General features: G+C 40.5%; 13 protein-coding genes. All 13 read right to left on the bottom strand.

The annotated features are described in order from the left end of the window. Window positions 1–50 precede the first annotated feature (50 nt). Window positions 51–1,517, bottom strand: coding sequence for a flippase (locus tag MUB23_RS01790; protein ID WP_244798474.1), 1,467 nt, complete (start codon window positions 1,515–1,517; stop codon window positions 51–53). Window positions 1,518–1,554: 37 nt separating this feature from the next. Continuing rightward, the gene (locus MUB23_RS01785) at window positions 1,555–2,871 is read right to left on the bottom strand and encodes an O-antigen polymerase (protein WP_244798473.1); all 1,317 of its coding nucleotides are present in this window, start codon (window positions 2,869–2,871) and stop codon (window positions 1,555–1,557) included. A 64-nt stretch (window positions 2,872–2,935) separates the two neighbouring features. Then, a complete protein-coding gene (locus MUB23_RS01780) occupies window positions 2,936–3,943 on the bottom strand; it encodes a hypothetical protein (RefSeq protein WP_244798472.1) in 1,008 nt (335 codons plus the stop codon). Window positions 3,944–4,009: 66 nt separating this feature from the next. After that, window positions 4,010–4,837: a LicD family protein gene (locus MUB23_RS01775; protein WP_244798471.1), complete on the bottom strand. Its 828-nt coding sequence runs from the start codon at window positions 4,835–4,837 to the stop codon at window positions 4,010–4,012. Continuing rightward, on the bottom strand, window positions 4,838–5,539 hold the full coding sequence (locus MUB23_RS01770; protein WP_280515590.1) for an L-ribulose-5-phosphate 4-epimerase: 702 nt from the start codon (window positions 5,537–5,539) through the stop codon (window positions 4,838–4,840). It abuts the gene before it with no gap. A gap of 4 nt (window positions 5,540–5,543) precedes the next feature. Continuing rightward, complete coding sequence (locus MUB23_RS01765; protein ID WP_244798470.1) at window positions 5,544–6,608, bottom strand: NAD-dependent epimerase/dehydratase family protein; 1,065 nt, start codon at window positions 6,606–6,608, stop codon at window positions 5,544–5,546. A gap of 4 nt (window positions 6,609–6,612) precedes the next feature. Next, window positions 6,613–7,329, bottom strand: a complete 717-nt coding sequence (locus MUB23_RS01760; protein ID WP_244798469.1) for an IspD/TarI family cytidylyltransferase — start codon at window positions 7,327–7,329, stop codon at window positions 6,613–6,615. 63 nt (window positions 7,330–7,392) lie between these two features. Further along, complete coding sequence (locus tag MUB23_RS01755) at window positions 7,393–8,247, bottom strand: SDR family oxidoreductase (protein WP_244798468.1); 855 nt, start codon at window positions 8,245–8,247, stop codon at window positions 7,393–7,395. After that, window positions 8,244–9,278, bottom strand: coding sequence for a polysaccharide biosynthesis protein (locus tag MUB23_RS01750; protein WP_244798467.1), 1,035 nt, complete (start codon window positions 9,276–9,278; stop codon window positions 8,244–8,246). The genes MUB23_RS01755 and MUB23_RS01750 overlap by 4 nt, the downstream gene beginning before the upstream one ends. Then, entirely contained in the window at window positions 9,271–10,476 is a 1,206-nt protein-coding gene (glf, locus tag MUB23_RS01745; protein ID WP_244798466.1) for a UDP-galactopyranose mutase, read from the bottom strand. The genes MUB23_RS01750 and glf overlap by 8 nt, the downstream gene beginning before the upstream one ends. Continuing rightward, window positions 10,463–11,461, bottom strand: a complete 999-nt coding sequence (locus MUB23_RS01740; RefSeq protein WP_244798465.1) for a hypothetical protein — start codon at window positions 11,459–11,461, stop codon at window positions 10,463–10,465. The genes glf and MUB23_RS01740 overlap by 14 nt, the downstream gene beginning before the upstream one ends. Before the next feature lie 2 nt (window positions 11,462–11,463). Further along, window positions 11,464–12,507 carry an acyltransferase family protein gene (locus MUB23_RS01735; RefSeq protein WP_244798464.1) on the bottom strand — a complete coding sequence of 348 codons (1,044 nt, stop codon included), beginning with the start codon at window positions 12,505–12,507 and terminating at the stop codon, window positions 11,464–11,466. A 96-nt stretch (window positions 12,508–12,603) separates the two neighbouring features. Beyond that, window positions 12,604–13,599, bottom strand: a complete 996-nt coding sequence (locus MUB23_RS01730) for an ATP-grasp domain-containing protein (protein WP_244798463.1) — start codon at window positions 13,597–13,599, stop codon at window positions 12,604–12,606. Between the last annotated feature and the right edge of the window lie 3 nt (window positions 13,600–13,602).

Raw genomic sequence — 13,602 nt, 5'->3', positions numbered from 1 at the left:
GTTATCACATTATTTGTGGATTTTTTGTTATTTTCCGCGCTATCTTTCACTTATTTAAATTGGTATTTAATATGCAGCATCTTCAATCCTTCGTTCACCAAGACAGGATTTTTGCGAATTTTTATCATGTATAGGCAAGCGAGAAATACATATACAACTACCCCGCAAAACACCTGTACCCCCATTGTAATCAAAACATTTTCACACACGTAGGATAAATTTTCCACCACCAAAAACATGATAGCTCCGATGATGCAAAAGCTGATGCCATTAATCAGGTAATTGTTGATGTCTATATCCTTTCGGCACCAGAAAAACTGAATGAAACAAACAACAAATTCCGCTGCTAGTGTGCCGATTATAGCCCCTACCCCATTCATGCGAGGTATGAGCAGAGTATTAAGAATCAGATTCACAACTGCCCCAGCAGTCAGAGAAACTACATATATCTTATCGCGGCCAGTAGGTATAATAAACTGTGTCCGCAAAGCACCGGCCCACGCTTTCACAATAATCACCGGACTCAAAATAAGAATAAAATAACCGCACCGTGTGAATGCGCTGCCATAAAACCATGGAGCGAATACATCAGCGACGCCAGCCAGTCCGAAGCCCATCGCTGCAGCCATAAACATTGCGAAAAGCATCACATTGTCCATCAGATAACGTATTTTTTCTGTCTTCCCTTCTGACGCATACAGGTTAGACATTTTCGGCATAATTACATTGTCAAGCGCAAGAATCAACGTTGTAGGAATGGTGACGATTCGTTCTGCATAAGTATAGAATGCGACTTCTTCATCTTCGCTGAACCATCCAAGCATTAGCTTATCCATAATGTTGTAAAGGCTGATTGCAATCACTGGCCAGAACAGAACAAGATTTGGCTTTATATGACGTTTCATACCAGCCCATGTAGGTTTCACAAAATCTATATGTCTTTTAATAAACGGCCAAATAACCAAGCCTGATAGAACATAACTGAAAGAAAGAATAAATGTATAAAGCCATAAGTCATCACGGCTTTTAACTAAGGTGAAAACAGAAACCGCAGTCAATATCCTTACACTCATACTTCGTATTGTTGTAAGTTTGAATTTTTCCATGCCAAAACAACACCAGTTCACATCTATCAACCCAGACATGACATAGAATGCCTGCATAATATAGATAAGCCGATTCTCTGATGCAAACTGAATGCAGTAGATCCCGTATGAAATGGTTACGATAACTGCCGTTAGAATTTGGAATGAATAAATCTCCCAAAAAGTCTTACTAGCTTTTGCCCTGTCATCTCGAACTCTTGCAATCGCACGGTTGCCATAGTTGTTTACGCCAAGCATAGTAAAAAGAAGAAAATAATGTGCTAATGCTTGAGATTTCGAATAAATACCTAAACTCTTTGCTCCAAGAACGCGTGTAACATATGGGGCTGTTATCAAAGGTAAAATCAAGGTTAGTATCTGATAGCACATGCTATACAGAAAATTTTTTTTCAATCCAGTCTCTTTTACCAATCTATCACCTTTCTTCTCTTTTAGACCAGGCCTAATCTCAACGCTTATTATCTCCCAAAGTTTCCTTTGCCTCCACAAAAGCGAAAAACAATATGATAAAAGCATTGACATAGCGATGAGCAGTAAAAAACGACCGGGCGAAAGAAAGGAGAAGACCGATTGCTACCAGCAGATAAAATGCTTGTGTTCTCCTATTCGGGTTGTTTATCACTTTTTTATAACAGGACTGGCAAAAATACCCATACATAAATGACTCAACTATGATGCCAATAATACCAAAGTCCATATACATATAATAAAAAGCTGTAACGAATGAGTTGACATATCCTCCGCGTCCGCCAAAGCCTCCGCCTACAAAGTAATAATCATTATTGGCGGATATTAAATTGGAGGCATTTGTCAAACCGGCTGGCCATGGAATATGTGTTAGTTTTCTGAAGATGAAGAACGGAGTTTTTACAAAACCATGAAGCAAGGTCCATCCATGTGTAAAAGTAGATGGGTCATGACTGTGAAGCCTTGTATCAAACAATGGGAAAGCAAGCGAAATATATCTATATATTTCATAGGCTAACGGTCTTTCGTCCCCCTTTCTTAAGATGGTCATGTATCCGACGATAATGATTCCGCCAACAGCGATTAAAACAAACAGAAATCGAGGTATTTTGTTGAAATAGTGCTTAAATCGACTCGACAGTGATTTATTCATTACGATATAGACCCCGAACAACAGCGCAACGTCAATCAAAAACGAACGAGCTCCTGAAACAAATATAAATGAGACTTGCAGTACCACTAATTCTATTAATAAAATATATTTTTTAATGCTTTTTTTGTAAGTAGTAACGATAGGAATCAATGCTACTGAAGCAAATACAGCCGCTTCTACAATAAAATTTTCTATTACGAACACCAGATTGCTACTTACAATCACACCGGCTTCTACATCATTGTAATTGTTTCTTATGACATCCATTGAACCTCCTCTCATCAAGAGAGAAATTGAAATGGATGCTAGATATGCTGTAAAGATCACAACCAGTGTATAAAAAGCAATTAAAAAGCCAAAATTTAAATCATAATCATTTGCCGTATTAATACCAGCAATTTTCCTAGATTTAAACTTGAACCTGTTTCGGATCATTGCCCCCAAACAAAAGAATACAACCCCAATAAACGCCAAGGAGTATGCGTAAGAAGATGTTTCCTTTAGATCATATAAACACAATCCAGACAGAAACATAGCAATAGCCCACACGCCGCTAAATAAAAAAACCGGATTATAAACATTTCTCTCATGTTTATATGAAAAAACACATATTATAATTAAAAGGAACAAATATATATAATGCATAAGGGGGATTCTCCTTTTTAATCATCCTTCTCGGCTTGTGAGCAATTATTAATATCTATTTATCTCATTGCTCGAACATAGATTTTTGATCGAGTATCGTTTTCAAAGCCATATTTACGCAATTAGAGATTGTCTCAAATGATGAGTTATCTTCAAGTGTATCATTCAAACAGACCAACTTATATCTTTTTGCTAATATCGATTTTTTAGCTTTTTCCGCATCTTTAACATTCCGAAGCTGAAAGCAATATCCATCATTGACTTTTCTTGGATAGAACTGATTTGTAGCATATTGCCAATATGTAAAAATCCAATGATTCACATCGATTACTTCGCGGAATCTATGGGAGGAAGCCAATGTACAAAGCTGCGCTTCTTCATTCCACACTGTTTGGTATGTACTTTTCAAATATGAGTATGGTAAATGATTTGGTTTAAATCCACAAAACTTAGGATACGACATTAAAAACATAGATCTGATAACAGACCGTCCATATTTTGTAGAAATCCAGTTGGATCGTTTCTGTCTTACCGTTTTCTTCAGGTCAAAATGACTATTTATCACAGCAGTGTCCACCACTGGAGCTAAATGCAATGCAATACAACCAGACACTTTCAATTGATTTGGGACGAGAATTGCTGTATCACAAGGCTTCCCATCTTTAAAAAAATCCTCTGGTTCGACAGGATTTGTTATGAACATATCGTCATTAAAATACACAAAGTGTTCGGCCAATTCCGGTATTCTATGAAAATTCATATCAATACAACGACTACTGAATGTTGGTAACCAATCAGCAGGAATATAATCTTTATGTTTTACAATATTTACTTTTGGATGATTCGTATTTAACCATTCAGGCACATGACCACAAGTAACAACATGTACTTTTCTTACCCAAGGAGCATATTTTTCAACCCCTCTAAAAAAATACTGAAGGTTATTCCACTCTCTATATCTATTTGGATTAACATCCGCCATTTCTCCAGGAATAAACTTATTTTTTTCAGCCTGCCATTCAACATCATTTGGATTCAAATATGTCAGGACAAAATCTATTTCTTCGTTCATACTATTTACCTCAGAATATAGAAATGATATGAATAGTGATTCCACAAATAATCTTTCTAAATCTGTTTAATCCCTTATATTCAATTCCCAGTTTACCAAATGCTCATATCCTTGCTCCTCAGCGCCTTCTGGGATTTTCATATAGTCGTCATAGAGATTTGAAAGGTAGGTCTCATAACCCACTGGAACCGGAAAAGTTCTCCCTTCAAAATATAGGAATACTGGCTTGTCCATTAGTTCTTTCTGGATTGTCTCTCGTTCCCCATAATGTGCTGCCATGATAGCACCGACGTATTTTGAATTATCGAAGTCATACTTACTTGCGTTTTTATTCATCCATTTGAAGAAAATTCTTGAATCCATGTGTTTAGTAATTAAATGCACAGCCTTTTTTATGAATTGATTGCCTTCTCCATAAAAACGTGTCTTTATACAAGAGTTTCCAAGTGCACATATCATCTTTGAGTATTTGTAATGGATCTTGCGCTGCATTGCATTATTCGGCAAGCCATCAATCGGTAGAATATCAATAAATACACCTATATCTTTCACGTTTATCAGTTTGTTCTTTAAAACCGTGTTTTTATCCCAAACTTTAGCATGTTTTGTTTTCCAATTCTGGTCACACGTTAATGCACCGATTTCATATCGCTCTGGATGCTTCTGTGCAAACAATGTTATAAATTTTTCATAGTCCTTTCGCGGCATCATTATATCAGCATCATCATCCCAAGGAATAAACCCTTGGTGACGAACTGCGCCTAAGCATGTCCCGCCAGAGAGAAAATATGTGATATCATTTTCTTTGCAGAATTCATCAATTACGCACATAATCTCAAAAACAATTTTCTGTATTTTCTTCACGGTAGCTCTATTGGTTTCCAGATCACCCATTTACTTCTTCCCCTGTCCATAATATGCGTTTGGACCATGTTTTCTCATATAATGCTTATCACAAACATATTGTGCCATTGAAGCCTGCGGATTTAACAGTAATGTTTTTATTGCCATTTCAGATATAGCTTCCATCACTACTGCGTGATAGACTGAAACTGCAGCATCCTTTCCCCAACTGAACGGACCGTGGTTTTTCACGATAATACCGGGAACTGCCAACGGGTCAATTCCACGTTCTTTGATGCACTCCACGATACTCTTGCCAGTGTTTGACTCGTATGCTTCTTCTACCTCTCCTTTTGACAATTCTCTCGTACATGGAATTGCCCCATAGAAATAATCTGCGTGAGTTGTTCCAAGGGCCGGAATGTCAAGTCCCGCCTGAGCAAATGCAACGGCGTTAATTGAATGCGTGTGTGTGATGCCTCCGATAGATGGAAATGCCCTATAAAGTTCAAGATGGGTCTTGGTGTCAGAAGAAGGATTCCAACTGCCTTCTATCGTCTCACCACTCTCCAAATCTACCACAACCATATCCTCTGGCTCCATACCATCGTAATCCACTCCGGATGGCTTAATTACTATAAGCCCTTTCTCGCGGTTAATCCCACTGACATTGCCCCATGTATAGATTACAACACCACGCCTGACCAATTCCAGATTTGCTCTACAGACCTGTTCCTTTAACTCTTTCAGCATCTATTCACCCTCTTTCGATTATTTCTTTTAAAATCTCAACTGTGTGAGAAAAGCCACGTTCAGCATTGAATAGTCCCTTCCAGCCTAGACTCAAAAGTTCCGTACTGTTGAGTGACGAATTGCTCATAGGATTAAATCCTTTTCTCTCTGCTTCCGTCGGAAATTCCATTTTCAGCTCTACACCTGCAGATCTCGCCAATATTTCTGCCACTCCACGAATATTGATAATTGAATCCGGGTTTGAGATGTTATAGGCATGTACATTCTCCCCCTTCAACAACACTTTCAGAATTGCAGATGCACTGTCCAAGCAATAACAGTAGCTCCGAATTTGGGAACCGTCGCTCTTCATAACGATGTCCTCGCCATGGGCAACTGAATACGCCCATGCGGAAGATACTCGATTATCAGATTCTACCGCAGTTGGACCGTAGATATGTCCTGGACGAATAATGACCGACTCAACTCCGTACTCATCCGCATAGGATGAGCAAAGTGTTTCAGCAGCACGTTTACCAACGGAATAAGAGCTGCGTGAATTCAAAAGATCGATATAGCCGTACTCATCTGTTTTAAACGGTTGATCACCTTCTTTCCTCCCGTAAACCTCTGAACTAGAGATATAGAGGACACGCTTTGTTCCCTTCTCCTTCGCATAATCCAGCAGATATTTCATACCGACAAAGTTGCCTAGCATAGTTTCCACAGGCTCTTTTACGATCTTGTTGGGAGAGGCGTTGCTGGCTCCGTGAATGATATAGTCACAAGAGAGGTTCCATGCGTTCTTTGTCGATAAAGCATCATAGGGAACAAAGATAAACCAATCTTCTTTGTAATATGGAGAGAAACGCTCTGCTATCTTCTTCTCATTTCTTCCGGCTGCCAGTATGGTGATTTTTTCTCTATGGGTTTCATTCCATCGAATCAAGACATCAACGACCGCGGAGCAGATCAGCCCTGTACAGCCTGTAATCAATACATTTTTGCTGGTGAGGGTTTCTAGCTCCGGCAGCGTATCTTTTGTCTCATCCAGATCCGATATCCAAAGGTTGCTATCGTATATGCTCATCGTCTTAGTCTTTCAGCCAATCAGATCTCTTTGCTACCAAAAGAGCTTTGAAAATATCAATGTCTTCCACCGTCGTTAATTTGATATTCTTCTCAGAGCCAGCAGAGAAATACACCTGTTCCCCCATCTCAATCTTAAGTGTACAGGAAGCAATAGAGTTCGTGATACCAGCTTCAAGTGCTCTTCTATGAAGGTCGCAGATATCCCCCATGCGGAAAGCTTGCGGCGTCTGTGTCCTCTTAAGACGATCCCTTGGATAAGAGCCAACAGACATTACTCCATCTTCCGTTTGCATCATAGCTTCTGCACAAGGAATTACTGTAATAGCATTACCGAACTCTCTCGCAACCCGAATATTGTCCGAAATGATCTCTGCGCTCACCATCGGACGGATTGCATCATGGATCAGGACAATATCCTCTGGTGCGTAGTGTTTTTCCAATTCATATACTCCGTTACGGATAGAATCCTGACCATTTTTTCCTCCCGGAACAACGTACTGGAGCTTCGTGATATTAAACTGCTTCGCATATGCCCAAAGCACCTGTTCCCAGCCCTCAATACATACAACCGCAATCGCATCAATTTCCGGATGCTTTTCAAACACTTCAAGCGTATACACAATAACAGGCCGTTCGTTTACTGTAAGAAACTGTTTCGGGATATCCTGATGCATGCGGTTGCCAGAACCACCAGCTATTAACAATCCTATATTTGCCATAAATACATCCTTTCTTGCTAATTACTAAACTCTTCCGAGTCTTTTAAGTAATAAACTGTTCCACTAAAGCCTATAGTGAGGATAAAGTTCCTTGTGAGCTTTCATCCAATCTGCAAGCTCCGAAACCATCTGCTCATAGTTTGGTATTTGATAATCAAACTCAAACCGTGTGCGCTTCAGCGACTTATCTGTAGCCATCTTGTCCACCGGAATAACCTCAATCTCACTTTTTCTCATATATTTGTTAAATAGTTTAAGAAGATTACACTTCGAAATCCAAGCGTCCGGCACGGCGTTGTACAGGCCGTGAGCCTTTTCTTTCATAGAGGTCTCCATCATCTTCGCAAGTTGAAGCGTGGTCTGCCCGGTCCAGATAGCTCCTGTATACCCCGATACACTTCCACTCTGCTGCATAAACCAATTCAGCAGGCCAATGCCTGATGCCTTCATGTCTGGGCCGACAATAGACTGCCGAAGAGTCAAATTTTTATCGTCATCAATCTCTCCCAGCGCCTTAGAGCGGTCATAGAAGGTGGCGCCGTCCCTCAGATCGTCCTCTGTATACTGCCCTCGTTTTCCAGAAAACACGCAGTCCGTGCTCATGTGTATCACCTGCGTCTTGGTGCCTTCTGTGATCTGGGCCAGATAATGCGGGAAATAGCCGTTTAAATAGGCAGCTTTGGCTTTATTATTCTCTGCGAATTGATTGAGAAGCCCAATACAGTTTATGATGCTATCGAATTGATTGACGCCAACAAGTTCTTTGATAAAACCGGCATCCATTGCATCACCGGCAACGGAGTCCACCAGAATCGATTTCGTCCTTGCGAAGCCTAGGACATCATGGCCTTGTTCCTTAAGATAAAGGCTGATCAAGTGGCCAGCCATGCCGTTACAGCCCAGAACTAATATCTTCATTTTTCAACCTGCTTTAGCTCATTTTGGATGTACTCAGTACCCATGATTTTTGTCACTGTCTCCTCAACGGTAAGCCGATGGGTATTGCTGCTCGTATATTCTTCATCAGCCTGGGATTTGACATTGCCGTTCACTAGGAATTTATCATAGTTTAAATCGCGGCTATCCGCGCTGATACGGAAATACTGTCCCAAGTCCTCAGACCGCAACATTTCTTCTCTAGTCACCAGAGTTTCAAACAACTTCTCACCGTGACGAGGTCCAATAACTCTCGTGCCGGTATCTCCGAAAACTTTCTGAACGGCCTGTGCCAGTACACCGATTGTACTTGCATCAGCCTTCTGAACAAATAAATCTCCTGGATTTGCATGCTGAAAAGCAAACATGACAAGCGCAACAGCCTCATCCAGATTCATAAGGAAACGGGTCATGTTAGGATCCGTGATTGTAATCTCTCTACCGCTTTTTATCTGCTGTACAAACAGAGGGATAACGGAACCACGGCTGCACATGACGTTTCCGTATCTTGTACAGGAAAGAATTGTTCTGTGTTCCGCCGCATAACGAGCTTTCGAATAGATGACTCTCTCTGCCATCGCCTTGCTGATTCCCATAGCATTGATAGGATAAGCCGCTTTATCCGTAGAAAGAAGAACAACGGACTTCACATGATTTGCAACTGCAGACTGCACCACATTGTTGGTGCCTTCCACATTTGTCTTATATGCCTCCATTGGAAAAAATTCACAAGATGGGACTTCCTTCAGCGCAGCAGCATGGAACACATAATCCACTCCTTGCATAGCATCAGTCAAGGAATCTCGATCCCGGACATTCCCAATATAAAACTTGACTTTGTCATAGGATTCCGGGTATACGGCCTGAATCTCATGCCGCATATCATCCTGCTTCTTTTCGTCCCTTGAAAAAATACGAATTTCACCAATATCTGTATTTAGGAAATGATGCAGTACAGTATTTCCAAAAGACCCGGTTCCTCCAGTAATCAAAAGTATGCCATTGTCAAACATCTGATTGTATTTCTCCTTCCAGTATCTCCGTGGAGCATCTGAATGCGCTTTGTATTGATGCTTCCATGTCAAAATATTTAAACTCTGCCAGCCTTCCAACATAGTAGAAGTGATCAATGGCATCTGATTTCTCTTTGTACTTTGTAATGATGCTATTACTTGCATCATTTAACACTGGATATGCCGGAACATTAAAATGCTCCAAATTCTTATTGTACTCCCCGGGGAATTCAGATACATTAGCTACAAAACCATCCTTTTTTTGTTCCAATAGCTCGACCATGTCCGTGGTACGAACCTTATCAAAGTTCATCGGGAATGTTGTTACTGCACTGGGTGCTTCCCGTTTCCCATTGTACACATCAAGCTCAAAGTGTAGCGCACGATACGGCAATTCTCCGAATTCATAAGAAAACAGTTCGTCAAGCGGTGCCGTGTAGACAACAATGCCATCATATGGCTTGTCTTCAACCCTGATTCGCTTATCTACAATACTGATTACACTGGCTGCTTTGGTGCTAAGCATGATATCAATATTGGGCGAATTAACAATCCTCATAAACAGATCCCTGTATCCTTTTAAGGGTATCAATTCATATTTCTTCTTACAGTTTTTATTGTTATAGGACACCCTAATAGGCAGTCTTCCAGGAATAGACGGATCCAAATCTTCTGGTTTCGATCCCCACATTTTGGCATTATACCCTACAAAAATCTTGTTATATAGTTCGTCAGCCAGTTTTCTGATCTCCAAGTCATTTGAGTTCCGCAGTGTCAGAATATGTACTTCACTTCCCTCTCCATAGAGAGAAATCAACTTTTCTTGAAGCATCTTGGATTTCTTTTCCCCATACAAAGCATCAAGAGAATAGAAATTAACAGGAATGGATACAAACTTTCCATCTATGTAAGCATGGACGTAATTCGTGACCGGAACCAACTCGCAAAAGCGCTTTAAGTAGTCTAACACCTGCTCATCGTTTAACATGAAAACATGCGGCCCGTATTTATGAATACAAATGCCGTTTTCATCCGAATAATCAGCCATCATGCCGCAGATCTCATCCTTCGCTTCAATAATCAGGACTTTTTTACCCTTATCAGCGAGTTCCCTTGCAACAACCGCGCCGGAGAAACCGCAACCCACGACGATGACATCATAGTGATTAAAATCCGTCTTACCTTTATCCAAGTACATAGCGTTTACCCTCTTCAAAATCCATTTGAACCCTCTTGCAGAATACAATTGGGGAATATTCATTGTCGTAGTTATAGGTTACCGTCTCGCGTTTTTTGATAAATTCCAGGTCAATTGATTCCAAGTTTTCCTTCTTAAATATGTGGATAAACCTCGGGTCGTAGAACGGCATATGCTCTATGGTGTAGTTGTTTGTCAACAGTTTTTTCTTGAAACATAGAGCCTCGACTGTTCTCAGCGTCATACCCGTATACCGGTCTCCAACCACTTCTAGAATGCAGTTGGTATGCAAATTTTCATCCATGATCGTAGCGTAACTTAACCACTCATTGTAATGAATCCCTTCCGGCACCTTCTTATCCTTATCTTTTGTATTCTGAACATAAATGTGAGCGTTGACGGAATGATCCAACATATACCGGCCCAGATCATTCAGCAGATCCACCCGGTCATTTGCATTGCCGGCAAAGAAAAGATCGGACTGTATTTCAGGCGCATCTTCCGGATTAATTTCAGAATAGATATCCGGCTGGAATAAGAATTTATAATCCCCAGCATCCTTCTCGCTGAATGAATAAATCAGATCCATATGCTGAAGGTGATTCTTTAACAGCTTCTCTCTCAGATACATAGCATTGTTAATCATCAATACGAGTGTTACATTGGAGTGGCGTTTTTTATATTCAGCAACGTATTTTACGTCGTATCTAGCAAGAGCTATATCCGTAAAAATGATGAAATAATGGTCACCTGGATGAATTGCCACCTTATTGAGTGAATACTTTTTTTTCCATATTCTTTTACACGGCAGAGGAATACAGTTATTGACAGTAAAGCTCGCATGCGCGTGACAAAGTGTATCTGAAACCGCATTATTAGACACAAAGGGTGCTTCCAGATAAACCGCATTTTCCATTTTTTTCAGGTCATTCCATCTGACAGCACCATAATCGCTGCCTTGACCCACAACAACAAATCTCTCCATTCTCATGCCCTTCCTATCTTTTTAATCCGGCTTTTTATAACCGGAACAATCAATGGGACAACCAGTCCCATGGAAGTATATAAAATCCCCCAGAAGTACGAACTTTCAACAATCGGATGCCTTGAAAGCATTGAGATTGGCAAGTTCTCACATTTGATCCAAATGAAAGAAACCAGACGAAAAGCAAGAAGGTGAAGGCAAAGGATAGGTATCGTATTTCTTCCTAAATAACGAAATATCCGAAGTCCAGGTTTCAAGCCTTTCAGCAAAGATGCAAGCTGAAATGTAAAACAAATCCCAGCCGTGCTTGCTACCAGAAAAAATAGTGGATTCACAATTTCATTCCGACTCATCCGCAAGGTTTGGCCATTCCACATGAGAAGCCCTATCATAATGAGCAAACTCGGAATAATAAGCCAGTGACGGGAAAGATTTCTCTTCTTCATCTTGTATCCGGCATACATAAACGGAACTAAGGAGCAAGCATTATCCGCATTCCCAGGAAGGCTAATCCCTTTATAGAAGAAGAAACACCCCATAGAAAATATCAAAGCCACCAGCACACGTTCAACAACACGCTGGCGTTTCAACGTGCCCTCAAAAAATGATGAAGTCCACAACACTATATACAGTAGACATCTGCCGATAAAGATTGCTGTCAGGAACCACATTGCGGATTCTAACGGTTCAGTCTTTAGAAAACCTATATGCTTTATGATGGCGACACCAAATTGCTTCAACGAATAATAATCAAGATCGTACAGTTTAATACACACAAATGTGTTATGAAGTAATACAAAAAATGTACCGTAGAACAGACTTGGTAACCACAACGTTTTCAAGCATTTAATGACAAATTTTACAATGGATCGGAACGACCTGTCATTGAACCTGAATACAAGCCCCGAAACAAAGAAGAACAGCGGAATATGAAATAAATTCACTAATTTACTAATTTCACCGCTAAAACCATGCCCGGCGACAACAAACAGTATTCCGAAACCTTTTACAATATCCCAGACATCATTCCGTTTCCCTGCGCTCATCTGTTCCACCCAATACAAACATTCTGTCCGATCTTTCTTTTTTCCAAGAAATCTTTAAATCTACCTATGACCTAGGCCCCCACACATACGGAGTTGTCAGGGACGTTTAAGATCAATCATTTCATTCTGCTTTCCAACTATTTTGACCTCGTTATATTTCATCATGAAGATACCGTCATCATAGACCTCCACACTCTTTTTGTTTGCCACACCGTTTAGATTGTTCCGGATCAGCTTCATGTGGTCGCATCCGGATTCATAGGCGTGTGGGTAACCTCCGCCAAATCGAGGGTTGACTTCAGAAACATAGTAGGAACCATTGATATCAAAGATATCTATGTCTATCTGTCCCCTATATCCCGCTTCCAGTACAAACTTTTCTATAAGGGTGAAAAGGACTGGATCTTTGAAGCTGACTGCCTTATCTGTCTCTCCTGCACGCATCTTAATCTTTTTCTTTGTAAAGATAGATACAACTTCGCCTGTTATCATATCGATGTAGACGTCCGCACCGATTTCCTGTCCATCGAGGAATTCCTGAATCATTAGATTATCCGAATGTGCAAACAGTAAGTCTACTGTTTCCATGTCTTCTACTTTGCTGATTGCGGTGGATGCACTTCCACATACCGGCTTGACAAAGACGGGAAAACTAATAACACCGTTGTTCACATCTTCTGCAAATCTAGCTTTGTCTGTATAGCTTTTCGCCGCGTTATACCCATGCGTAGTCAGCCACTCAAACATCTGCATCTTGTTCAGGCTCATCTCGCAGAGTTTATAAGAAGAGCCGATCACGGCAACTCCCAGCTTCTCAAAATCCTCCTTATGTTCCGCCAACAGGCTGAGTTCCGGGTCAATCAGGCTCAAAACTCCCGTGATTTTCTCCTTCTTGCAGATATCAAAAATCACATCTATATATCCGTCATCCGTCATCCGGGGAACAATATAATGCCTGTCAGCTTCATACAGCGCTGGAGCAAGATCGCTACAGTCAGTTGCAATTACATTTCCTTTCTCTTCTAATTCTCTACGGAAATACTGAACAATTTTGTTTCTTGTCCCGCAACTAAGTATCAAAATATTTACCATACT

Source organism: Cuneatibacter sp. NSJ-177 (assembly GCF_022867805.1).
Lineage (GTDB): Bacteria > Bacillota > Clostridia > Lachnospirales > Lachnospiraceae > Pseudolachnospira.
This window is presented reverse-complemented; position numbering and strand designations above follow the sequence as displayed.